This window comes from Streptomyces sp. NPDC058239 (genome assembly GCF_042882185.1).
Lineage (GTDB): Bacteria > Actinomycetota > Actinomycetes > Streptomycetales > Streptomycetaceae > Streptomyces.
In genome coordinates, this window is the sequence record NZ_JBHVWS010000045.1 from 13,173 (window position 1) to 35,738 (window position 22,566).

18 protein-coding genes and 2 pseudogenes are annotated in these 22,566 nt (G+C 69.8%); 10 read left to right on the plus strand and 10 right to left on the minus strand.

Annotation, left to right across the window (positions count from 1 at the left end; genetic code table 11):
• Positions 1-17 precede the first annotated feature (17 nt).
• The 3 genes from ACFVYE_RS34620 to alc all read left to right on the plus strand — a co-directional run bounded on the left by ACFVYE_RS34620 (position 18) and on the right by alc (position 2,470).
• The gene (locus ACFVYE_RS34620) at positions 18-248 is read left to right on the plus strand and encodes a hypothetical protein (protein WP_266361469.1); all 231 of its coding nucleotides are present in this window, start codon (positions 18-20) and stop codon (positions 246-248) included.
• Positions 249-351: 103 nt separating this feature from the next.
• Positions 352-1,275, plus strand: a complete 924-nt coding sequence (locus ACFVYE_RS34625) for a LysR family transcriptional regulator (RefSeq protein ID WP_383973577.1) — start codon at positions 352-354, stop codon at positions 1,273-1,275.
• 55 nt (positions 1,276-1,330) lie between these two features.
• On the plus strand, positions 1,331-2,470 hold the full coding sequence (gene alc, locus ACFVYE_RS34630) for an allantoicase (RefSeq protein WP_389608123.1): 1,140 nt from the start codon (positions 1,331-1,333) through the stop codon (positions 2,468-2,470).
• A gap of 387 nt (positions 2,471-2,857) precedes the next feature.
• On the opposite strand, the gene ACFVYE_RS34635 is transcribed toward alc, so the two are convergent.
• From ACFVYE_RS34635 to ACFVYE_RS34650, 4 genes are all read right to left on the minus strand, one after another.
• Positions 2,858-3,793, minus strand: coding sequence for a GNAT family N-acetyltransferase (locus ACFVYE_RS34635; protein WP_383973592.1), 936 nt, complete (start codon positions 3,791-3,793; stop codon positions 2,858-2,860).
• Positions 3,794-3,908: 115 nt separating this feature from the next.
• Positions 3,909-4,256 (minus strand): YciI family protein, encoded by a 348-nt coding sequence (locus tag ACFVYE_RS34640; RefSeq protein WP_389608124.1) that lies wholly within the window; start codon positions 4,254-4,256, stop codon positions 3,909-3,911.
• A gap of 41 nt (positions 4,257-4,297) precedes the next feature.
• The gene (locus ACFVYE_RS34645) at positions 4,298-5,188 is read right to left on the minus strand and encodes a virginiamycin B lyase (protein ID WP_383973582.1); all 891 of its coding nucleotides are present in this window, start codon (positions 5,186-5,188) and stop codon (positions 4,298-4,300) included.
• Positions 5,185-5,751, minus strand: a complete 567-nt coding sequence (locus tag ACFVYE_RS34650; RefSeq protein WP_383973584.1) for a CatB-related O-acetyltransferase — start codon at positions 5,749-5,751, stop codon at positions 5,185-5,187. Before ACFVYE_RS34650 ends, ACFVYE_RS34645 begins: the two co-directional genes overlap by 4 nt.
• 338 nt (positions 5,752-6,089) lie before the next feature.
• Between ACFVYE_RS34650 and ACFVYE_RS34655 the strand changes: the two genes are divergently transcribed.
• The 3 genes and pseudogenes from ACFVYE_RS34655 to ACFVYE_RS34665 all read left to right on the plus strand — a co-directional run.
• On the plus strand, positions 6,090-6,293 hold the full coding sequence (locus ACFVYE_RS34655) for a LysR family transcriptional regulator (RefSeq protein WP_389608125.1): 204 nt from the start codon (positions 6,090-6,092) through the stop codon (positions 6,291-6,293).
• On the plus strand, positions 6,294-6,980 hold the full coding sequence (locus tag ACFVYE_RS34660; protein WP_389608126.1) for a LysR family substrate-binding domain-containing protein: 687 nt from the start codon (positions 6,294-6,296) through the stop codon (positions 6,978-6,980).
• Positions 6,981-7,041: 61 nt separating this feature from the next.
• Positions 7,042-7,206: pseudogene (locus ACFVYE_RS34665) on the plus strand (ArsR/SmtB family transcription factor); the annotation flags it as partial.
• 158 nt (positions 7,207-7,364) lie between these two features.
• Here ACFVYE_RS34665 and pepN (ACFVYE_RS34670) read toward each other — a convergent pair.
• The gene (gene pepN, locus ACFVYE_RS34670) at positions 7,365-9,941 is read right to left on the minus strand and encodes an aminopeptidase N (RefSeq protein ID WP_389608127.1); all 2,577 of its coding nucleotides are present in this window, start codon (positions 9,939-9,941) and stop codon (positions 7,365-7,367) included.
• A 99-nt stretch (positions 9,942-10,040) separates the two neighbouring features.
• On the opposite strand from pepN (ACFVYE_RS34670), the gene ACFVYE_RS34675 reads away from it, so the two are divergent.
• Together ACFVYE_RS34675 and ACFVYE_RS34680 are read left to right on the plus strand one after the other, a co-directional pair.
• Positions 10,041-10,265: a ribbon-helix-helix domain-containing protein gene (locus ACFVYE_RS34675; protein ID WP_266361474.1), complete on the plus strand. Its 225-nt coding sequence runs from the start codon at positions 10,041-10,043 to the stop codon at positions 10,263-10,265.
• Positions 10,258-10,605 (plus strand): type II toxin-antitoxin system PemK/MazF family toxin, encoded by a 348-nt coding sequence (locus ACFVYE_RS34680; protein ID WP_383979553.1) that lies wholly within the window; start codon positions 10,258-10,260, stop codon positions 10,603-10,605. Before ACFVYE_RS34675 ends, ACFVYE_RS34680 begins: the two co-directional genes overlap by 8 nt.
• A 56-nt stretch (positions 10,606-10,661) precedes the next feature.
• On the opposite strand, the gene ACFVYE_RS34685 is transcribed toward ACFVYE_RS34680, so the two are convergent.
• The 4 genes from ACFVYE_RS34685 to pepN (ACFVYE_RS34700) all read right to left on the minus strand — a co-directional run bounded on the left by ACFVYE_RS34685 (position 10,662) and on the right by pepN (ACFVYE_RS34700) (position 19,347).
• On the minus strand, positions 10,662-11,690 hold the full coding sequence (locus ACFVYE_RS34685) for an aspartate-semialdehyde dehydrogenase (RefSeq protein WP_389608128.1): 1,029 nt from the start codon (positions 11,688-11,690) through the stop codon (positions 10,662-10,664).
• Between the two features lie 190 nt (positions 11,691-11,880).
• Positions 11,881-15,186, minus strand: coding sequence for a S8 family serine peptidase (locus tag ACFVYE_RS34690; protein ID WP_383976840.1), 3,306 nt, complete (start codon positions 15,184-15,186; stop codon positions 11,881-11,883).
• A gap of 179 nt (positions 15,187-15,365) precedes the next feature.
• The gene (locus tag ACFVYE_RS34695) at positions 15,366-16,436 is read right to left on the minus strand and encodes a hypothetical protein (protein ID WP_389608129.1); all 1,071 of its coding nucleotides are present in this window, start codon (positions 16,434-16,436) and stop codon (positions 15,366-15,368) included.
• A gap of 301 nt (positions 16,437-16,737) precedes the next feature.
• A complete protein-coding gene (gene pepN / locus ACFVYE_RS34700; RefSeq protein WP_389608130.1) occupies positions 16,738-19,347 on the minus strand; it encodes an aminopeptidase N in 2,610 nt (869 codons plus the stop codon).
• A gap of 131 nt (positions 19,348-19,478) precedes the next feature.
• On the opposite strand from pepN (ACFVYE_RS34700), the gene ACFVYE_RS34705 reads away from it, so the two are divergent.
• Positions 19,479-20,129 carry a DsbA family protein gene (locus ACFVYE_RS34705; protein WP_383976845.1) on the plus strand — a complete coding sequence of 217 codons (651 nt, stop codon included), beginning with the start codon at positions 19,479-19,481 and terminating at the stop codon, positions 20,127-20,129.
• Between the two features lie 48 nt (positions 20,130-20,177).
• On the opposite strand, the gene ACFVYE_RS34710 is transcribed toward ACFVYE_RS34705, so the two are convergent.
• Positions 20,178-20,711 carry a DUF4240 domain-containing protein gene (locus tag ACFVYE_RS34710; RefSeq protein WP_383966589.1) on the minus strand — a complete coding sequence of 178 codons (534 nt, stop codon included), beginning with the start codon at positions 20,709-20,711 and terminating at the stop codon, positions 20,178-20,180.
• A gap of 196 nt (positions 20,712-20,907) precedes the next feature.
• Here ACFVYE_RS34710 and ACFVYE_RS34715 point away from each other — a divergent pair.
• Positions 20,908-22,551: pseudogene (locus tag ACFVYE_RS34715) on the plus strand (IS200/IS605 family accessory protein TnpB-related protein).
• The last annotated feature ends 15 nt before the right edge of the window (positions 22,552-22,566 follow it).

Sequence of the window (22,566 nt, forward strand, 5' to 3'; positions counted from 1 at the left end):
TTCGCTACGTTTGCACCGTGGACAAGAAGAACGCTATGCGCGCCGGCGCCGTCGCGGCCGGAACGACGCTGATGATGCTGCTCATGTCGTCCCCCGCGCTCGCGCTCACCCGCGACGACGGTGACGACCCCGGTCCGGGTCTGAGCGTGATGGAGACCATCGGTCTGTACGTCGTGGCCCCCATCGCCCTGTTCGTGGTCATCACGGGCCTGGTCATGATCTTCGACAAGTCCAAGAAGCAGGCCTAGCACCCACGCTCTTCCCGAGTGCGCCGCAGGTACCCGGTACCGTGCGGCGCACAGGCATGTCCGGACCCGGGTGTCCGGTCCGGACCCCGGGTAGGTTGCGGCCATGATCGAGTGGGACGTCAAGAAGCTCCGCATCCTCCGTACCCTGCGCGACCGGGGCACGGTCACCGCGACCGCACAGGCCCTGCTGATGACCCCGTCCGCGGTCTCGCAGCAGCTGTCCAACCTGTCCGGACAGCTCGGCGTACCGCTCCTGGAGGCCCAGGGCCGACGGGTCCGCCTCACCGACGCGGCGCACCTCGTGCTGCGCCACGCCGAGGCCGTCTTCGCCCAACTGGAGCGCGCCGACGCCGAACTGACCGGCTATCTGCGCGGCGAGGCCGGCGAGGTACGGATCGCGGCGTTCTCCACCGCGGTGCCCGCCCTCGTCGTGCCGGCGATCCAGCGGCTGCGTGCCGAAGAGCGCCCGGGGCCGGACGTACGGGTGCGGGAAGCGGAGGCCGCGCAGGCGTACGAACTCCTGGCCGCCGGTGACGTGGACCTCGCCCTGTCCCTGGCCGCGCACGCCCCGACGGCCCGCGACCCCCGGTTCGCGGTGCTGCCCCTGCTGGCGGACCTGCTGGACGTGGCTCTGCCCGCGGACCACCGCCTCGCCGCGGCGCCCGCCCTCCGTCTGGCGGATCTCTCCGGCGACCCCTGGATCTTCGGTGGCTCGGGCCCCTGGTCGCAGATCACGACGGCCGCGTGCGAGGCCGCCGGATTCGTGCCCGAGCAGGCGCACAGCGCCTCCGGCTGGACGGCGATCCTGTCCATGGTCGAGGCGGGCATGGGGGTTGCCCTGATCCCGCGCATGGCGTCGGCGGAACGGCAGAGCCGGGGCGGCGTGGTGATGCGCGCACTGGAAGCGGACCAGCCGCGACGCCATGTGGTGGCGGCGGTACGACAGGGGGCCGAAACGGGTCCGGCGGTGGCCAGGGTCCTCTCGGCGCTCATCGAAGCAGCCTCATCGTTCACTTCATCTGAATAAATAATGCAAAAACTTTCGATGGACCTAATGGATTGTCCGCCGCGACAGTAGGCGCATGACCTTCGAACAGAATGAGAACCGGCACGAGGACCCCCACGCCAACGATGCGGCTCCGTACAGCGGTGGCGACCCGTACGCCGACTACCGCACCACCGACCTCCCCTTCACCGAACTCGTCGACCTCGCCGACCGCCGCCTCGGCGCGGGCGTGATCGCTGCCAACGACGAGTTCTTCGCCCAGCGCGAGAACCTCCTGGTCCGGGAGCGCGCGGTCTTCGACCCCGAGCACTTCGGCCACAAGGGCAAGGTCATGGACGGCTGGGAGACCCGCCGCCGACGCGGCGCGGACGCGGCCCATCCGTTCCCGGCCCCCGAGGAGCACGACTGGGCCCTGATCCGCCTCGGCGCCCCGGGCATCATTCGCGGCATCGTCGTCGACACGGCCCACTTCCGCGGCAACTACCCGCAGCGCGTCTCGGTCCAGGCAACGGCGGTCGAGGGCTCACCCGGCCCCGCCGAACTCCTCGCCGACGACGTGAAGTGGGAGGAGATCGTCCCGCCGACCCCCGTACGCGGCCACGCTGCCAACGGCTTCGAGATCACCGGCGGCCGCCGCTGCACCCACGTCCGACTCCGTCAGCACCCCGACGGCGGCATCGCCCGCCTCCGCGTCCACGGCGAGGTCCTCCCCGATCCGTCCTGGCTCGCCACGCTCGGTACGTTCGACCTGATCTCGGTGCTGAACGGCGGCAGTTACGAGGACGCCTCCGACCGCTTCTACTCCTCGCCGACACAGATCATCCTGCCCGGCACCTCCCGCAAGATGGACGACGGCTGGGAGAACCGCCGCCGCCGGGTCCGCGACACGAACGACTGGGTCCGCTTCCGCCTCCCCGCCCAGGGAGCGGTTCGCGCGGTCGAGATCGACACGGCCTACCTCAAGGGCAACGCGGCCGGCTGGATCGCCCTCCAGGGCCGCAACGGTGAGACGGGCGACTGGTTCGAGATCATCCCCCGCACCAGGCTCCAGCCCGACACCCTCCACCGCTTCCCCCTCCGCGACCGGGCGGTCGTCACCCACGTCCGTCTCGACGCCTTCCCGGACGGCGGAGTCGCCCGCATGCGCCTGCACGGCAGCCTGACGGAGCCGGGTGCGGCCGAACTGGCCCGGCGCTACGAGGAGCCGGGCGCATGACCCCCTTCCCGCAACCCCTTCCTCCCGCAACCGCCTTTCTCCCGTAACTCCCTTTGTCCCCGCCCGTCGGACGGCTGCGCGACGTCGCCCGCCCGACGGGCGGTTTCCTGTCCGGTACGGCGTGACCTTGCGGATGTCGGCTCAACCGGCACCGGATCTCCGCCCGCCGGGGCGTGATCCTCTCGGGTGCTTCCGGCACGGGCAGAACCACCGAGCTGACCCAACTGGGCCGCGCTCACGAGCCGGCCATGCGCAAGCGCCACCCGCGCGACGGGGTCCGGCTTGCCGGTCCTCCATGTCACCGTCCCGCCGACGGCCACCCCGAAGATGCTCGCGATGGAGTTCGCCCGCTGCCTGACCCGCATCGCGGGTCAGGCAGCGGCAGGGTCAGTCCCAGACCAGGTTGAGGGAGCGTTCGAAGTTGACGTATCCGGCGCGGGCGAAGGACTTCGCCATGGGGACGTTGCCGAGGTCCGTCGATGCCCTGATCCGGTCGACGCCCTCGGCGGCCAGGATGCGGGTGCCCTCGGCGAGGATCTCGTCGATGTAGCCGTTGCCGCGGTGTGCGGGCAGGACACCGATGTACGCGATGATCGGGTGGTAGCTGTTGCGGGCCGGGACCACGAAGCCCACCGGACCTCCCCCATCGGGGAGTTCGGCGATGCGCCACCACTCGTGCGGGCTCTTGAACCCGGCGAACTCTCCGTCGTAGTGCTGTTCCGCCGCTTCGCGCGGGCTCAGTCCGGATGCCAGGTCCGCCTGGCCGTGGGCGTCGAGGGTGCCCTCCATGACCGGGGTCATCAGGGCGAGGAGGTCCTCACGGTTGGCCACCGGGCGGAAGACGAGACGCCCCCTGGACTCCGGGAGCAGGGACGACGGGGTCCACTGCAGCCGTAGGCGCTCGACCAGCAGCCGTGCTCCGGTGCTCTCCAGCACGCGCGTGCGGGATTCGACCACCTCGCGGGCCGCGGGGTCCTCGTGCCAGTCGGGCGGGACGAAGCGGCCGTACTCCGGCAGCTTCGCGCCCGCCGGAAAGACGGTCGCCGTCGCCGTCTCGAACAGCCGCAGGCCGATCTCGTCGCGGTCGGCCCGGGGCAGCGTGTCGTCGATGTCGAAGAAGTCGAACTGCAGCGGGACGTCACCGCCCGGGGTCGTCCACCAGGCGAGCCGGGCGAGGAGACGGTCGCCGTCCAGGGCCACCCATGCCCACTCGGGGCGGCGGCAGCCGTTGACGAAGTCCTCGGTCAGTTCGTGGTCGAGGACGTAGGAGAGCCGGCAGAAGAGATCGATCTCCTCGGGGCCGGTCAGCGGCCGGTAGCTCACCGATGTCGGTTTCAAATCAACTCCTGTGAAGGGATACCGCGCTCCGGGCCCGGTATGTCGTGCTGGTCGGGCAGGCCGGGTGTCCGTGCCGTGGGTGTCGAGGACCGCATGCCGCTCAGGCCGATTCGAGGATCGGGCGGATTTCGAGCGCCTCCGGGGTGGGGAAGCCGCGGGCCAGTTCGACGGCCTCGGCGTGGTCGGCCACCTCCAGCACGAACCAGCCGCCGAGGGTTTCCTCGCCGCTGTGCACGGGCCCCTCGGTCACCGCCGCGGACCCGTCCGCCGTCTTGCGCACGGTGACGGGGCCTTGGTGCTCGGTGTCGAGGGCGTCGCCGCCCGCCAGCTTGCCCGCTGCCGCGAGCTCGCCGATCCAGGTCTCGTACGCCTTTCGGTAGGCGGCGCGGTCGGCCTGGATCAGGGCGCGTGACGCATCCGTCTCGAAGATCACGAGGGCGTATTTCATGGGGTGTTCCTCTGCTCGGTGCTCTTGGTGGTGAGGGTGGTTCAGGTGGTGGTCGGTTCGATGCGGGCCAGTGCCCCCGTCTCCAGGGCCGTCCACAGGGCGCCGTCCGGGCCCACCGTGATGCCGTGCGGCTCGGAGGCCGGGGTCGGCAGGTCATGGACGGTGACCGTGCCGCCGGAGGTGAGCGAGCCGACTCGGTTCCCGCCCCATTCGGTGAACCAGGCCGTTCCGTCCGCGTCGGTCGTGACGGCGTGCGGCCTGGCGGAACGGTCGGGCAGCGGGTACTCGGTGATGCGGCCGTCGGGTGTCAGCCGGCCGATCTGACCGGCCGCGATCTCGGTGAACCAGACACTTCCGTCCGGGCCCACGGCGATCCCCACCGGTGCGGCCGCCTCGGTGGGCAGCTCGTGGACCGTGATGCGGCCGTCCATGCCGATACGGCCGATGGCGTTGGCCCGGTTCATGGTGAACCACATCGAGTCCCCGGCCGCGGCGATCATGGAGGGGAACGCGCCGGTGCGGGGCAGCGGGTACTCCGCGACCGATCCGTCGGTGGTGACGCGGCCGATACGGTCGGCGGCGGTCTCGGTGAACCACAGCGCGCCGTCCGGCCCCGCCGCGATGCCGAAGGGCCCGCACTCCGCGGTCGGCAGCGCGAACTCCGTCACCTGGCCGGCGGGTGTGATCCGCCCGATCCGGTGCCCCCGGTACTGCGTGAACCACAGCGCACCGTCCGGCCCGTTGCAGATGACCGTCGGACCGCTGTCCGGGGCGAGTTGATGACTGGTCGGCTCCTGTCCCGGGACCAGCCGGCCGATCCTGCCGCTGTGCACCAGGGTGAACCACAGCGCGCCGTCCGGGCCCGTGGTGAGCGCGTACGGGCCGCTCTCGCGGTCGGACACCGCGTACTCCTCGACGGTTCGGGGCGTCACTGCTGCTCCAGACCTTCGGCGGCGGCGATGCCCCCGATGTCCTTGGGGGATCCAGCCATGATGGTCCGGGCGTGCTTGGTCACCAGCTCGACGGGCCAGTCCCACCAGGCGGCCCGGGCGAGCCGCTCGATGTCGCCGTCGTCGAAGCGCTGTCTGATCGTCCGGGCCGGATTGCCGCCCACGACGGTGTACGGCGGCACGTCGGCGGTGACCATCGCTCCGGCCGCGATCACCGCACCGTCGCCGATCCGTACCCCCGGCATCACGGTGGCTCCGTATCCGAACCACACGTCGTTGCCGACCACGGTGTCACCTCGGCTGGGCATGCCGGTGACGAGGTCGAGAGTCCGCTCGGCCCACTCCCCGCCGAACATGGTGAAAGGGAAGGTGGACACCCCCATTGACGGGTGGTCGGCGCCCGCCATCAGGAACCGGGTGCCCGTCGCGATCGCACAGTACTTGCCGATGATCAGCCGTTCCGGACCGTACGCGTACAGCACGTTGCGCTGTGCGAAGTCGGTCGCGCCGTCGGGGTCGTCGTAGTAGGTGAAGTCACCCGCCACGACGTTCGTCCAGTCGACCAGTGGCTTGAGGAAGACGACACGCTCGTGGGCGGGCAGGGGTGGACGGTGCTCGGATCAGGTGTCACGCGGGAATCTCTCCAAGGGGGTTCGCGGCGAGCGAGCGCTGGGCGGCGCGACCCCACGGACGATGAGGTGCGCGCCTTCCGGGCCGTCGGCCGACTTGAGCGGGCAATTCCTGCCGCCTCGCGCCGGCTCATGTCACCTGCGGGAAGCCTCCCGGCCCGGTCACCAGCATGCTAGCTAGGGGGGCAGCCCAAGAACAACGGCTCCTCCAGTTATGATCGTTAACCCAGAGATTTACGATTCCGAGGACCGGAATGGAATCGGGGGACACGATGGAACTGCGGGACATTGAGATCTTCCTGACGCTCGCGGAGGAGCTCCACTTCGGCCGCAGCGCCGAGCGCCTGCATGTTTCCCCGGCCCGTGTCAGCCAGGCGATCAAGAAGCAGGAACGCGCCATCGGCGCCCAGCTCTTCGAGCGCACAAGCCGCCAGGTGCGGCTGACCCCCGTCGGATAGGTGCTGCTCCAGCGGCTGAAGCCGGCATATGAGGGCACCAAAGAAGCCCTGGCGGAGGCGATCAACGTCGCCCGCCAATCGGCCGGCACGCTGACGCTGGGGGTCATGGGCGCACAGATGCACGGCATGGCCCCGGTCCTGACCCGCTTCCGGGCCCGGCACCCGTCCGCCGAACTCCGGTTCCGGGAAGTATTCTTCAGCGATCCGTTCGGAGCCTTGCGGGCCGGCGAGGTCGACGCGGTCACCACCTGGCTGCCGGTCCGGGAGCCGGACCTGACCGTCGGTGTGGTGCTGCGCGAGGAACCGCTCAACCTGATGGTGGCCGCGGACCACCCGCTCGCCCGACAGGAGTCGGTGAGCTTGGAGGTACTCGGCGACCACATCGTCCCGCGCCTGAAAGGCCCCATACCCACCTACTGGGAGACCGCCGTCCTGCCGACCCGCACGCCGGCCGGACGCCCCGTCCGCCGCGGCCCGGCCGTCACCACCTTCTACGAGATCCTTGCCCTCGTCGCGGCAGGCGACGCGGTCTGCCCCGTCCCCGACGAGGGACGGCGCTACAACGCGCAGACCGACGTCGTCTACCTCCCCTTCTACGACGCCCCGCCCGTCCAGTGGGCCCTGATCTGGCGCACGGACCGCACGACCCCGCTGGTACGTGCACTCGCCCAGGCGGCGACGGACTGAGGGAACGCGATCACGCGTCGGAGATGTGCCGGCTTCGGCCCCGCCGGAGGGCGTGTGGCCCATGGCCACGGCTGACACGGTCTTCGCCGCTCCGGCCGGCCCCGTGCGACGCCAGGTCCTGGACAACCTGCGCGAAAACGGTCCTCGGACCGCAGGCGCCATAGCCGCACGCTTCACCATGCGGCGCCCCAGCGTCTCGGAGTATCCGAAGGTGCTTCGAGACGCCGGACTGGTCACCCACGCCCGTCACGGGCGCGAGCGCCGTCAAGGCCGTGGTCGACCCGGGTGGCAAGTTCCGGCTGTGATCCGACAGCCGGGTGGGAGAGAGGAAGGGGCGCCCCCGCCGTCGCGGGAGGCACCCCTCACTGCTTCACCGCCAAGCCGTTACGCCGTGGCCGCCGCCGCGTCCGCAGCCTGGGCCTTCAGTGCGCGCTCCACACCCGAACGCGACTCGGACATCAGACGGCGCAGGGCCGCGTTCGGCTCAGCCGAGGACAGCCAGGCATCGGTGGTGTCCAGGGTGGCCTGCGAGACCTGGAGAACCGGGTACAGGCCGACGGCGATCTGCTGCGCCATCTCGTGGCTGCGCGACTCCCAGACGCCCTTGACCGCTGCGAAGAACTTCTCCGTGTACGGGGCCAGCAGTTCGCGCTGGTCGGTCTGGACGAAGCCGGCGATGACCGCCTCCTGGAGGGAGTTCGGCAGCTTGTCGGACTCGACGACCGAGGCCCATGCCTCCGCCTTCGCCTCCTCGGTGGGGCGGGCCGCGCGGGCGGTCGCCGCGTGGCGCTCGCCCGCCGCCGTCTTGTCGCGCTCGTACTCGGCGGCGATCTCGTCCTCTTCGAGCAGCCCGGTGGCGGCGAGCCGCTCGACGAACGCCCAGCGCAGCTCCGTGTCGACGGCCAGACCCTCGACCGTCTCCTTGCCGTCGAGCAGCGACTGCAGCAGGTCCGTCTGCTGCGGGGTGCGGGCCGTCGCCGCGAAGGCGCGGGCCCAGGCCAGCTGGTGGTCGCTGCCCGGCTCCGCCGCACGCAGGTGCGCCAGCGTGGCCTCGGTCCACTGCGTCAGCCCGGCCTCGCGCCACTCCGGCGCCGCGTACAGGTCCAGCGCCAGCTTCACCTGACGGTGCAGCGACTGGACGACTCCGATGTCCGACTCCTTGCCGATGCTGGAGAGCACCAGGGAGAGGTAGTCCCGGGTCGCCAGCTCGCCGTCGCGGGTCATGTCCCAGGCGGAGGCCCAGCACAGGGCGCGGGGGAGGGACTCGGTGAAGTCGCCGAGGTGTTCGGTGACGACGCGCAGCGACTCCTCGTCGAGACGGACCTTCGCGTACGAGAGGTCGTCGTCGTTCAGCAGGATCACGGCGGGGCGGGTGGTGCCGGCCGGGAACGGCACGGCGGTGCGCGCGCCGTCGACGTCCAGCTCGATCCGGTTCGTACGGACCAGGTTGCCGGAGGCGTCGTGGTCGTAGCAGCCGATCGCGATGCGGTGGGGCCGCAGCGTCGGCTCGCCCTTCGCGCCGGCGGGGAGGGCCGGGGCCTCCTGGAGGACCGTGAAGGACGTGACGTGGCCGTTCTCGTCCGTCTCGATCTCAGGGCGCAGGACGTTGATGCCCGCCGTCTCCAGCCATGCCTTCGACCAGGTCTTCAGGTCGCGTCCGGAGGTCTTCTCCAGCGCGCCCAGCAGGTCGGACAGCCGGGTGTTGCCGAACGCGTGCGCCTTGAAGTACGCCTGGACGCCCTTGAAGAACTCGTCCATGCCGACGTACGCCACCAGCTGCTTCAGGACCGAGGCGCCCTTGGCGTACGTGATCCCGTCGAAGTTGACCAGCACATCGTCCAGGTCACGGATGTCCGCCATGATCGGGTGCGTGGACGGCAGCTGGTCCTGGCGGTAGGCCCAGGTCTTCTCGGAGTTGGCGAACGTGGTCCAGGAGTGCGGCCACTTCGAGCCCTCCGCGTACGCCTGGCAGGCCACCGAGGTGTACGTGGCGAACGACTCGTTCAGCCACAGGTCGTTCCACCACTCCATGGTGACGAGGTCGCCGAACCACATGTGCGCCAGCTCGTGCAGGATGGTCTCCGCACGCCGCTCGTACGCCGCGTCCGTCACCTTCGAACGGAACACGTACTGGTCGCGGATGGTGACCGCGCCCGCGTTCTCCATCGCACCGGCGTTGAACTCCGGGACGAACAGCTGGTCGTACTTGGCGAACGGGTAGTCGTAGTCGAACTTCTCCTGGAACCAGTCGAAGCCCTGCCGCGTCACGTCGAAGATCGCGTCCGCGTCGAGGAACTCGGCCAGCGACGGACGGCAGTAGATGCCGAGCGGAACGGACTGGCCGTCCTTCTCGTAGCTGCTGTGCACCGAGTGGTACGGGCCGACGATCAGCGCCGTGATGTACGTCGAGATGCGCGGCGTCGGCTCGAAGGACCAGACGTCGTCCTGCGGCTCGGGCGTCGGCGAGTTCGAGACGACCGTCCAGCCCTGCGGCGCCTTCACCGTGAACCGGAACGTCGCCTTGAGGTCGGGCTGTTCGAAGCTCGCGAAGACGCGGCGTGCGTCGGGCACCTCGAACTGGGTGTAGAGGTACGCCTGCTGGTCGACCGGGTCGACGAAGCGGTGCAGGCCCTCACCCGTGTTGGTGTACGAGCAGTCGGCGACGACCTTCAGCTCGTTGGAGCCCGCGACCAGGTGCGGGAGCTTGATGCGCGAGTCGCGGAACACGGCCGCGACATCCAGCGACTTGCCGTTCAGCTCGACCTCGTGCACGGCCGGGGCGACCAGGTCGATGAAGGTCTCCGCACCGGCTTCGGCGGAGTCGAAGCGCACGGTGGTCACGGACCGGTAGGTGCCGCCCTCCTGCGCTCCGGAGAGGTCGAGATCGATCTCGTACGCGTCCACGGTCAGCAGGCGCGCCCGCTCCTGTGCCTCTTCGCGGGTCAGATTGGTGCCAGGCACGCGGTCATCTCCTTGGTATGTGACGTTTCCGGTCATCCTTCCACGTCGCATGCCCGAGTGGAGTAGCTATGGGTATGCCACTGCGGTAGCATCGATGGTATGAAGATCAGTGTGAGCCTGCCGCAGGAGGATGTCGCCTTCGTCGACGAGTACGCCATGAAGACCGATGCGGATTCCCGGTCCGCGGTGATACACGCCGCCATCGAGCTGCTGCGTGCCGCCGGTCTGGAGGCGGAGTACACGGAGGCGTTCGAGGAGTGGGACGCGAGCGAGGACGCTGCGCTCTGGGACCGCACGGTCGGGGACGGAATCGCCGATGCGTAGAGGCGACATCCATCTGGTCGATCTGGAGCCGGCCAGGGGCAGCGAGGCCAACAAGGTCAGGCCGGCTGTGATCGTGTCCAACAATGCGGCCAACCGGTCCGTCGAGCTCAGCGGGAGAGGCGTGATCACCGTAGTGCCACTGACCTCGAACACCGCGCGTGTTCTCACGTTCCAGGTCCTGGTCAGGGCCGACGAGAGCCGTCTGCTGAAGGACTCGAAGGCCCAGTGCGAGCAGGTACGGGCGGTGTCCCCCGACCGTGTCCTGAAGCGGGTCGGCACCATCCCCCGCCAGCGCATGGCCGAGATCGACGCCGCCCTGCGCCGGCACCTCGCCCTCTGACGGAAACGAAAGGGCGGCCACCGAACACCGGTGGCCGCCCTTTCATGTGCGAGGCGTCAGCCGTTCAGCTCCGCCGCCACCAGCTCCGCGATCTGTACCGCGTTCAGCGCCGCGCCCTTGCGCAGGTTGTCGTTGGAGACGAAGAGCGCGAGGCCGTTGTCCACGGTCTCGTCGATCCGGATCCGGCCGACGAACGAGGCGTCCTTGCCGGCCGCCTGCAGCGGGGTGGGAATCTCGGAGATCTCGACTCCCGGGGCGTCCTTCAGCAGCTCGTATGCGCGCTCGACGCTGATCGGACGGGCGAAACGTGCGTTGACCTGGAGCGAGTGGCCGGAGAAGACCGGCACCCGGACGCAGGTGCCGGACACCTTCAGCTCCGGGATCTCCAGGATCTTGCGGGACTCGTTGCGGAGCTTCTGCTCCTCGTCGGTCTCGAAGGAGCCGTCGTCGACGATCGACCCGGCCAGCGGCAGCACGTTGAAGGCGATCGGGCGCTTGTAGACACCCGGCTCGGGGAAGTCGACGGCCCCGCCGTCGTGGGTGAGCCTGTCGGCGTCGGCGACGACCTTGGACGCCTGGCCGTGCAGCTCGGCGACACCGGCCACGCCGGAGCCGGACACCGCCTGGTAGGTGGCGACGGTCAGCGTCTGGAGGCCGGCCTCGTCGTGCAGCGGGCGCAGCACGGGCATGGCGGCCATCGTGGTGCAGTTCGGGTTGGCGATGATGCCCTTGGGCCGGTTCGCGATCGCGTGCGCGTTGACCTCGGAGACGACCAGCGGGACCTCGGGGTCCTTGCGCCAGGCGGAGGAGTTGTCGATCACGACGGCGCCCTGCGAGGCGACCTTCTCGGCGAGCGCCTTCGACGTCGCGCCACCGGCCGAGAACAGCACGATGTCCAGCCCGGAGTAATCGGCCGTCGAGGCGTCCTCGACGGTGATCTCCCGGCCTTCCCACTCGATGGTGGAGCCCGCGGAGCGCGCGGAGGCGAACAGCCGCAGCTCGTCGGCCGGGAACTTCCGCTCGGCCAGGATCCTGCGCATGACTGTGCCGACCTGACCGGTGGCGCCGACGATTCCGACCTTCACAGGGACTCCTTCAAACGTACGAACTGGCACGGTTGCCGCTCCATGATGCGTATGTCCACGGCTTCCTTGTCCAATCCATTGTCCGCGCTGCGGACAGTGCCCGCCCGGTCGGGAACGGAGCAGTGGGGCGGGAGCTCCTCAGAGCGCCCGCCCCACTGTCGTACGGATCACACGGCGACCGCGGTCACCGCTACGGCGTGACCTTCTCGATCACGACGCTGCCGGTGCCCGCCGCGGTCCCGCGGCTGTTCACCAGGTGGACCTCGCCGAAGAACTGCCGGCCCTCGGGGGCCGCCCCGGCGACCGAGACCTCGGCACCGATCTGGGCCGAAGCGCCGTTGGCCAGGTTCACGGCCTTCGACTCGTCGACCTTGATCGTGCCGAGCGACGGTGCGTAGTACACATCGCGGTAGTTGTACGTGGTCGTGCCGGACGGTACGGAGTAGCCGTCGATCACGACGGTGTACGTACCGGCGGCGGGCTTCACCAGACTGACCGACTCCTCGGACCCGGCCGTGGTGGAGCTGCCGACCTCGGTGTTGCCCTGGTAGACGTACAGGTCGATGTCGGCGTTGGCGTCCGACGTACCGCCGATGGCGACGTCCAGCTTCTCGACGCCCTCACCGATGGTGACCGTGTACTCCTGCTCGTCGCCCGTCTTGATCGACGGGGTGGCGACCTTGGCCGAGCCCAGCGAGCCGCCCTTGAGCGTGCCCTCCAGGTCACCGGCGTTGTTGGTGACCTTCCAGTTCACCGCGGCCGGCGTGCCGACCTTGGCCTCGGCGATGGTCTGCACCGCCGGGTCGAAGGTCGCACCGAGCAGCGAGACGTCCAGCTTGTACGGGTTGTCCAGCAGCGGCGACGTACGCCGTGCCTCGACCTCGATCTCCCAGACGCCGGGCTGCGGGTCCTTGTAGGAGCGCACGTCCGGGCGGCAGGTGTTGGCCGGGTTCTCGTAGTTCGGGTAGCAGAACGGCGTCCCGCTGTCCTCGACCGCCACCCCGTACGGGTGGATGGAGATGAAGCGGGTCTGACTGCCCGAGCGCAGCGCGCCCATCGCGACCTCAAGGGTCTTGGCGCCCTCCGGCACGGTCACGAAGTACGACGTGGTGCCGTTGCGCTGCACCGAGCCCGACGCCTTGAACGCGTAGGAGGGCTTCACGAGCGGCGTGGAGACGACGACCGTGGAGAGGATCTGCTGGTCCACGCCGACGGTCTTGCTGTCGTCCACCTGCAGGATCGCGCTGTGCACGCCCGCGCTGCCCGGCTTCGCCTGGACCTTGACGGTGACCGGCTCGCCGAGCGGCAGGGAGACCGTGCTCGGACCGGTCAGCTTGAACGTGCCGTCGTTGTTCTTCCACGACAGCCGGTGCTTGACGGCCTTGTCCGGTCCCGTGGTGCGGGTGATCGTGACGTCGTACGACTTCTTCTGGCCGGCCTTCAGGCCGCCCTCGCGGTCGTACAGACCGGTACCGAAGCCGGGGGTCTTCAGCGCGAAGTCGATCGCGGTGTCGACCGGGGCCTTCACCGAGTACTCGTGCGCCGGGGCGCCCTGCTTCTCGATCTGCTTCCAGGCACCGACGATGTTGATCAGACCGGAGCCCTGGGCGTGCGCGGGCACACCCTGGATGTGGGTGGCGGTGCTGGTCAGCGTCGTACGCAGATCGGCCGGGGGCAGCTCGATGTGCTTCTGCTTCGCGGCGGACAGCAGCAGCGCGGTCGCACCGGCGGCCTGCGGCGAGGCCATCGAGGTGCCCTGCAGCATGGAGTAACCGGCCGGAAGCGAGTAGCCCGACTCCTTGACCGGGCCGCCGGGCAGCCAGGTCTGGGTGGTGTTGATGGAGGCGCCGGGCGCGGTCAGGATCGGCGCGAAGCCGCCGTCCTCACGCGGACCGCGCGAGGAGAAGGGCAGCATGTCGTACTTCTTGGTGACGTTCGAGCCGTAGTTGGCGGCCCAGGTCTCCTTGGAGATGGACGCGCCGACGGAGATGACATGGTCGGCGAGGCCGGGGTCACCGATGGTGTTCACACCCGGGCCGTCGTTGCCGGCCGAGATGACCAGTTGGACGCCGTAGATGTCGATGAGCCGCTTGTAGAGCTCGGAGCGGGCGTTGTTGCCGTCGTTGAGCGGCGGCAGGCCACCGATCGACATGTTGACGACATCGACACCGCGGTTCACGACGAGGTCGATCATGCCCTCGGTGAGCGCGATGTTGGTGCAGCCGCCGGACCAGGTGCAGGCACGCGAGGAGACGATCTTCGCGCCGGGCGCGGCACCGTTCATCTTGCCGCCGAACAGGCCGTTCGCGGAGGTGATGCCCGCGACGTGGGTGCCGTGCTCGGACTCGATGACGCCGATGCTGACGTAGTCGGCCTTGTCGCCGGCCGCGTTGTACACGACGTTCTTGCGGGTCTCGACGACGAACGGGATGCGCTCGACGACATCGGTCGCCGGGTTGTCCGTGCCGAAGTAGCCGACCTGGTGGCCGTCCTTGTACGGCTTCATGACGGCGTCGTTCGAGAAGTTCGCGTCGTTGTCCAGGTCGACGCGGGTGGTGCCGGTGACCGGGTCGTAGAGCACGGCCCAGACGTCGGTGGTGTCACCGTCGCGGTTCAGGTCTCCGGCCATGTCGCCACCCTTGGTGGCGGCCTCGGAGAAGAGCTGGATCTTGTACGAGCCGGCCGGTGCCGAGTAGGTGCGGCCGCCGATGGTGAAGGTCGGGCCGGTCACCGAGGCCGTCATCCGCAGCCAGGTGCCGTCGCTGTCGCTGACCGGGTCGGTGGCCGTCACCCAGTCGACGATCTTGCGCTCGCCGGTGGTGGTCTTCTGGAGCGCCGGGTGACCGAGGTCGACCCCCGAGTCCAGGATGCCGATGGTCACGCCCCGGCCGTCGGCCTTCGGGTGCTGCTTGACGAAGTCGACCGCGCCCGTCTCGAAGGACGGGTTGTACGGGTTCTTCGCCGGCGTCTTCTTGCCGGGCGCCGGGTAGGTGCCCGTGGACTTCGTCGTAGCCCCGGCGGCCCGGTCGGCCGTGGGCGTCGGGTCGTCCAGCTTGATCTCCTGCTTGAGATCGATGCCGTGGACGGACGACAGCTTGGAGGCCGCCTTGATGGTCGCCTCGGCGGACGCGGTGGGCACGGTGGCCCGTACGTAGCCGAGCTTGTCGTACGCACGTCCCAGCACGGACCCCTTGACGGCGTCCAGTTGCTCGGTGACCTGCTCGGTCGCACCGGGAGCGGTGGCGACCATCATCGTGACGTTCTTCTCGCCCTTGGCCTTGGCCTTGGCCAGAACATCGGCATCGGCTGTGCCGAGCTTGTCGGCCGTGGCGCCGTTGGCGGCGGACTTGACGGGAGCGGGGGCAGGATCATCGGCGGCGAAGACCGGGGCGGCGCCGGTGGCGGCCAGCGCGGCCACCAGGCCGGCGGCAGCCGCGACTCGGGCCACGCGTCTCGCCCCGGGTATGGAACTGGGGGACTCGGAGGTCATCAGCATCCCTGAAGTGAAAGAGAGAGTCCGGAATTCGGTACCGGATGACCGCTCACCCTTTCGTAAATGACAGGGGTTTGTGGAGGGTTGAGGTGGGCGAGATCAGGACATGGCGGAATTCCGCCAGCGGGGCTGATGTGCCATCAGGGACGAAATGGTGAATAAGTGGCCTCTGTGGCCCGTCCTCAACGAGGCAGGATCATCACATACGCGGCCGGTTCACGGTCGGACGCCGCCATCAGCGCCGTGCGCACCACGACCGCCTGCTGCTCCCGGGCGTCGCGGAGCTTCTTCGGTGAAAGATGGACGACGGTGACGCCGAGCCGCTCCAGATGCTCCCGCTTGGCGGCGTACGCGGACCATTGTGCGTCGTGATCCTCCCGGCGCCGGCCGTCGTCGAGCCTGCTGTGCCGGGGCGCCCTGGTGTCGAGCACCACGGCGACCGCCTCCTCGGGCCAGTAGGCGTCCACCCCGCCCAGATGCGGGCCGCCGGGCAGCCGCAGGTCCACGTTCCAGAGCGGCTCCGGCAGGCCGTACGTCCGCACCATGTTGTACAGCCGGCCCTCCGCCAGCGCCCGGCCCTCGGCGAGCAACGAGTCGACGGCGTTCACCACATGGGGGCGGCCCAGCAGTCCGGCCCGGTTCAACTCGCGTACGACGGCGGCCGGCTCGCAGTGTCCGTCGCGGACCGCCTCGGTGAGCAGACGGTGTACGGCCGAGGTGTCTCCGAGCCCGGCGACCGCGTCGGCAAGTGCCCGCTCCACCGGGGCCACGGGCAAGCCGTGCACCTGCTCGGGGCGGGGCGGCTCGGAGGCCCGCACCAGATGTACGTACCGGACCGAGCGCAGTCGCCGGATGCGCGGCACCAGTACATCGATCCGGTCCGACGACGCGGGCGGCGGCGTGGCCGCGAAGCCGTACAGGGTGAGCGCGGCAAGCCCGGTGACCATGGCCTCGCCGTACCCGGGCTCCGTGTCCGGCCCGGGCTGCGCGGGTACGCCCCGGCGGCCGGAGGCCGCCGGCCGGCCCGCGTACAGCAGGGCGGCACGCAGCCGTTCCTCGCCGGTGGGCGGTCCCGGGTGCAGGACGTACACACCGGGCAGCGGCTGCTGCCACGGCCCACCGGTCCTGCAGCGCGCGGCAGCCTCCGCGGCGGAGACGCCGTTTGCTCTCAACTGCGCTGCGGACAGCACGCGTTGACGGACGTCGCCGGTGATGCGGAGGCGGCAGGGAGAGAGTGGGGTGTTCTGGGTCATGTTCCGGGGTATCCCGCACGCGGTCGGGGCGCTAACCCCTGTTACACGCCCGTTGACAATTCAGGACAACGCCGTCCTAAAGTACACGCGTTCGACGACCGAAAAGGGTCGACCTGGCCACTTTCAGCCCGTCCGGCGTTCGAGGACGGAACCGCTGGCGGGCCGCCGGGCACGGCACCCTCCACAGCCCCCACCCCCTCGACGGGCCGGAAAATCAAGCCCGTCGAGAGGGTCCTCCATGCCCTGTGGGCCATGGGGGAGATCGAGGACAGCGCCGGAGCACCCGGCCCAGGCACACCCGTCAGACCCCGGCCGCCGCCCCCGCGTCGCACCCCTGCGCCCGCAACGCCCGTGCCAGATCGTCCCGAGCCTCCAGTACCAGCCTCCGCAGCGCCGGCGCCGCATCCGCATGCGCGGTCAGCCACGCATCCGTAGCCGCCAGCGTCGACGGGTCGTCCTGCAGGGCCGGGAACAGACCCCTCACCACAGCCATCCCGATCTGGATCGACCGCTCGGCCCACACCCGCTCGATCGCCTCGAAGTACCGAGCCGTGTACGGCGCCAGCAACTCCCGCTGCGACGGCTGCTCGAACCCCGCGATCGTCGCCTCCACCAGCGCGTTGGACAGCGCGTCCGACTCCACCACCGCCGCCCACGCCTGCGCCTTGACCGCCCCGGACGGCCGGGAGGCCAGGCACCGCACCTGGTGCCGCTTGCCGGACGCCGTGTTGTCCCGCGCCAGTTCCGCGTTGATCACCGCCTCGTCGGCGACCCCGTGCGCGGCCAGCGGGGACAGGAACACCCACCGCAACTCCTGGTCGACGTCCAGCCCGTCGATCCGGGCCGAACCGTCGAGCAGCCCGGACAGCAGCTGGAAGTCCGCGTCCGAGTCGGCGACCGCCGCGAAGAACCGCGCCCACGCCAGCTGGTGCTCGCTGCCCGGCTCGGCGATCCGAAGCTCCCGCAGCGCACCCTCGGCCAGCGCCCGGCCGCCCTCCTCACGCCACTCGGGGGCGGCGTAGTGGACGAGCGCGGTCCGGGTCCAGGCGTGCAGCATCTGCAGGACGCCGATGTCGGACTCCCGGCCGGAGAAGGCCAGCACGAGCGAGAGGAAGTCGCGGGCCGGCATCAGCCCGTCCCGCGTCAGGTTCCACAACGCGGACCAGCACAGCGCCCGCGCCAGCGGGTCGGTGATGTCACCGAGGTGCGCGCGCAACGTGTCGAGGGACGCCTCGTCGAAGCGGACCTTGCAGTACGTGAGGTCGTCGTCGTTGACCAGGATCAGCTCGGGCCGCTCGGCCCCCGCCAGCTCCCCGACCACCGTGCGCGGCCCCGCCACATCCACCTCGGCGCGCGCGTACCGCATCAGGTTGCCGTCGGCGGCCCGCCGGTACAGGCCGACCGCGACCCGGTGCGGCCGCAGCTCCGGGTGGGAAGCGGCCGCCTCCTGGAGAACCGCCAGCTCCGTGATCCGGTCCGCCGAGTCGTATGTCGCCACCGGGGTCAGCGAGTTGACGCCCGCGGTCTGCAGCCACGACCGGGACCAGGCGGTCATGTCCCGACCGGACGTCTCGGCCAGGACGGACAGCAGATCGCCCAGCTGAGTATTGCCGTAGGCGTGCTTCTTGAAGTAGCGCCGGGCGCCCTCCAGGAACGCGTCCCGCCCCACGTACGCCACCAGCTGCTTCAGCACCGAGGCGCCCTTGGCGTAGGTGATGCCGTCGAAGTTGAGCTTGGCGTCCTCCAGGTCACGGATGTCGGCCGTGATCGGGTGCGTGGACGGCAGCTGGTCGGCGCGGTACGCCCAGGACTTGCGGTTGTTGGCGAAGGTGATCCAGCCGTCCTCGAAGCGGGTCGACTCGACCATGGCGAAGACGCCCATGAAGTCGGCGAACGACTCCTTCAGCCACAGGTCGTCCCACCACTGCATGGTGACGAGGTCGCCGAACCACATGTGCGCCATCTCGTGCAGGATGACGTTGGCCCGGCTCTCGTACGACGCCTGGGTCACCTTGCCGCGGAAGATGTACTCCTCGCGGAACGTGACACAGCCCGGGTTCTCCATCGCGCCGAGGTTGTACTCGGGCACGAACGCCTGGTCGTACTTCCCGAACGGGTACGGGTAGTCGAAGTTGTCGTGGAAGAAGTCCAGGCCCTGCTTGGTGACGAGGAAGACGTCGTCCGCGTCGAAGTGCCGGGCGAGGCCCTTGCGGCACATCGCGCCGAGCGGGATCTCCAGCTCCGTGCCGTCGTCGAACGTGCGGGTGTAGGAGTCGGTGACGTAGTGGTACGGACCGGCCACGATCGCCGTGATGTACGTCGAGATCGGCTTCGTCTCGGCGAACCGCCGCACTTCGCCGTCCCGCGACTCCTCGGCGCCGTTGCTCCAGACCGTCCAGCCCTCGGGCGCCGTCACCTCGAAGCGGAAGGGGGCCTTCAGGTCGGGCTGCTCGAAGTTCGCGAAGACCCGCCGCGAGTCGGCCGGCTCGTACTGCGTGTAGAGGTAGACCTCGCCGTCCTCCGGGTCGACGAACCGGTGCATCCCCTCGCCGGTCCGGCTGTACGCGCACTGCGCGTCGACCACCAGGACGTTGTCGCCCTCCGGCAGCTCCTCCAGCGCCACCCGCGTTCCGTCGAAGACGACGGCGGGGTCGAGCGGCTGCCCGTTCAGCGTCACAGTGTTCACGCTCGGCGCCACCAGATCCGCGAAGGTCGACGCCCCCGCCCGCGCGGTGCGGAACCGGATCGTGGTCACCGAGCGGAAGGTCCGCGGACCGGAGGAGGCCCCGTCGCCGTCCCCGTCGGGCCCACCGACGGCGGAACGCAGATCGAGAGCGACCTCGTAGCCGTCGACGGTCAGCAGCTCGGCCCGCACACGGGCCTCGTCGCGGGACAGGTTCTCACCGGGCACGGCACACTCCTTTGTGTCACGTTCGAATAGTTTGATCCTCCCATGTCACTACTCGGCCCGGCATACGGGAATGGCCGGTGCGTCCTGAGGCGTTCTCGCGCACAGGTGCGAATGCCCTTACGAGGAGAGACATGTCTGACAACAGCACGGCGACCGGCAAGACCCCTGCCGACTTCTGGTTCGACCCGCTCTGCCCCTGGGCCTGGATGACCTCCCGCTGGATGCTGGAGGTGGAGAAGGTCCGCGACGTCGAGGTCCGCTGGCATGTGATGAGCCTCGCCGTTCTCAACGAGGACAAGCTCGACGAGCTGCCGGAGGAGTACCGCGACCTCCTGGAGAACAAGGCCTGGGGCCCGGTACGCGTCGTCGTCGCCGCCCAGCAGAAGCACGGCGACGAGATCGTCGGCCCGCTCTACACCGCGCTCGGCACCCGCTTCCACAACCAGGGCGAGGGCCCCACCCGCGAGGCGATCGTGGGCGCGCTCCAGGACATCGGCCTGCCGGTCGAGCTGGCGGACTTCGCGGACTCGGACGTGTACGACGCCGAGCTGCGCGCCTCCCACAAGGAGGGCATCGACAAGGTCGGCCAGGACGTCGGCACCCCGGTCATCGCCGTCCCGGGCTCGGACGGTGAGCAGATCGCCTTCTTCGGCCCGGTCGTCACCCCCGCCCCGAAGGGCGAGGAGGCGGCGAAGCTGTGGGACGGCACGCTGCTGGTGGCGTCGATCCCCGGCTTCTACGAGATCAAGCGGACCCGGACCCAGGGCCCCATTTTCGACTGATCGCACATGGTGCGGTGCGGGGTCCGGCCGCCGTCCGGACCCCGCACCTCACGTGTACAGCGCGTCCAGTTCCGGCAGCCGCAGCGCGACCCGCTCCGCGTCGTCGAAGTCGAAGTCCCACTCCGGGTCCAGGCCGGGATAGTCGATCGTGAACGAGTGGTCGGGCAGCTTCTCACCCGTCGCCGCCCGATGCGCGTCCCAGGCGATCCCGAGCATCCGCTCGCACTCCATCTCCAGGCCCTCGGGCGCCGCGGCCCTGATCACCGGCAGCTCGGCCAGCGTGTCCGGATCGGCGACGACCCGCTCGAACACCTCACGCCCCTGCGCTATCAGCCAGCCCCGGAAGTAGTCGAAGCCGTCGTCGGAACAGCCCCCGTTGATCGTGTACGCCGCCGCCCAGAGCGGAGCCCGGTAGGAAGCGGCCATCAGGTCCCAGAGAAGCTGCTGCGCGGCGACGATCTCGTCCCGGGGCCGGGCGGCGAGCAGCGCGGAGGCCCGCTCGACGACGACCTCCGCATCCTCGGGGTCGGTGACCTGTGCGCGGGCGTCGTCGATCAGATTCCAGAAGTCCGTGGTGTCCATGCGTGCAGCATGCCGGAGGGGTTGTGAGCTGCTGTCGGTTTGCTGAGCTGAAGTGCGTTGTAGTGAGCGGGAGTGAGTCCTGTCGGCGGGTTCACCGAGTGGGAACGGAAGTTCTGGGGTCGAATGGGTGACCTTGGCGGCTGGTGCTCGTTGGGCTGGGTAGTGGTTGTCCGGTCTCGTGGGAGGGGGTGTTGTGGTGGGTGGTGTGCGGGAGTTGGCGGCACCGTTCGTGGTGCCCGGGCCGTGCGGGGTGGCGGTCCGGGACCGTCTCAAGCACCTCACCCCCCAGGACGAGATAGTCCTGCGTGCGGTCGGTGAGCACCAGGGCCGTCTGGCTTCCCGTGATCTCAGGACCCGTTGTGCGGATGGTCTGGAGCACAGCGCGGACACCTGGGCGTCGCGCAAGCGGGACCTGACCGCACAGTCATCGTCGCGGATCGCCGGTGCGATCACCAAGGCCACGCACGATCAGTGGGCGCTGGCGCGCCGTTGTCAGGCGGCGCACATCCGGAATCTGGAGGCCGGGATCGGGACGCTGCGGCACCGCCTGTCCCTCCCGATCGGCGCGTCGGGAACGAAGCGGGCGGCCGGTGGCTACCGCTCCAAGGACGAGTGGTTCCACAAGTCCCGCCGCCTCGCGGCGCTGGAAGCCCGGCACGATGCCGCGGTCCGTGACCGGCAGGCGGGACGCGTCCGGGTCGTGCGGGGCGGCAAACGCCTCCTCAACACCCGCCACCACCTCACCCAGGCCCAGCTCACCCAGGCCCAGCTCACCGAAGAGCAGTGGCGAGAACGCTGGGAAGCTGAACGCTGGTTCATCGCCGCGGATGGTGAGTCGGGGAAGCGGTTCGGGAACGAGACGATCCGCGTCACCTCGGACGGTGAAGTGTCCATCAAGCTGCCCGCCCCGCTCGCGCACCTGGCCAACGCCAAGCACGGCCGGTAGACACTCACCTCCACCGTGGCGTTTGCGCACCGGGGTCAGGAGTGGGCCGACCGCATCACCGCCAACCGGGCCGTCGCCTACCGCATCCACCTCGACACCGGCCGTGGCCGCTGGTACCTGACCGCGTCCTGGCAACGCCCCGTCGTGCAGACCATCCCGCTGGAGACGGCCCAAGCCCGGGGCATGATCGGCGTCGACACCAACGCCGACCACTTCGCCGGCTACCACCTCGACCGGCATGGCAACCCGGTCGGCGACCCGCACCGCTTCGGCTACGACCTGTCCGGTTCGGCCGGTCACCGCGACGCACAGATCCGCCACGCCCTGACCCGGCTGATCAACTGGGCCAAGCAGGCCGGTGTCGCCGCGATCGGCATCGAAGACCTCGACTTCACCGCCGAGAAGACCCGCGAGAAGCACGGCCGCAAGAAGCGGTTCCGGCAGCTCATCTCCGGCATCCCGACCGGCAAACTCAAGGCCCGGCTGGTCTCCATGGCCGCCGAACAGGGCCTGAGCATTGTCGCGGTCGACCCCGCCTACACCTCGATGTGGGGTGCCCAGCACTGGCAGAAACCGCTGGCCACCCCGCACCGCAGAATGTCCCGTCACGATGCCGCCGGCATCGCGATCGGACGACGCGCCCTCGGACACCCGGTCCGGCGTCGGACGGCACCGCCCCCACACGACCGGAGTGATCGTGCGGGGCATCGGACCGCCCAGGCCAGGCCAGGCAACCGGGGGCGTGAGGGAACCCGCCCACCCGCAACGGACCACGCCCCCGGAGACGTGCCGCCGAACGGGACGAGAAAGCGGGAACCCAGCGCATCCAACACCGTTCGGGATGCGCCCAGAACGCAGCAGTGGGTCCAGGACTCACTCATGCACACTGGCTAGGAGCGGTCTGACAGT

What these genes read in the sequence shown, in the direction of transcription:
- ACFVYE_RS34625 (WP_383973577.1), top strand. Translation starts at nt 352, where the DNA reads ATGATCGAGTGGGACGTCAAGAAGCTCCGCATCCTCCGTACCCTGCGC.
- alc (WP_389608123.1), top strand. Translation starts at nt 1,331, where the DNA reads ATGACCTTCGAACAGAATGAGAACCGGCACGAGGACCCCCACGCCAAC.
- ACFVYE_RS34640 (WP_389608124.1), bottom strand. Translation starts at nt 4,256, where the DNA reads ATGAAATACGCCCTCGTGATCTTCGAGACGGATGCGTCACGCGCCCTG.
- ACFVYE_RS34655 (WP_389608125.1), top strand. Translation starts at nt 6,090, where the DNA reads ATGGAATCGGGGGACACGATGGAACTGCGGGACATTGAGATCTTCCTG.
- ACFVYE_RS34675 (WP_266361474.1), top strand. Translation starts at nt 10,041, where the DNA reads ATGAAGATCAGTGTGAGCCTGCCGCAGGAGGATGTCGCCTTCGTCGAC.
- ACFVYE_RS34680 (WP_383979553.1), top strand. Translation starts at nt 10,258, where the DNA reads ATGCGTAGAGGCGACATCCATCTGGTCGATCTGGAGCCGGCCAGGGGC.
- ACFVYE_RS34690 (WP_383976840.1), bottom strand. Translation starts at nt 15,186, where the DNA reads ATGCTGATGACCTCCGAGTCCCCCAGTTCCATACCCGGGGCGAGACGC.
- ACFVYE_RS34695 (WP_389608129.1), bottom strand. Translation starts at nt 16,436, where the DNA reads ATGACCCAGAACACCCCACTCTCTCCCTGCCGCCTCCGCATCACCGGC.
- ACFVYE_RS34705 (WP_383976845.1), top strand. Translation starts at nt 19,479, where the DNA reads ATGTCTGACAACAGCACGGCGACCGGCAAGACCCCTGCCGACTTCTGG.
- ACFVYE_RS34710 (WP_383966589.1), bottom strand. Translation starts at nt 20,711, where the DNA reads ATGGACACCACGGACTTCTGGAATCTGATCGACGACGCCCGCGCACAG.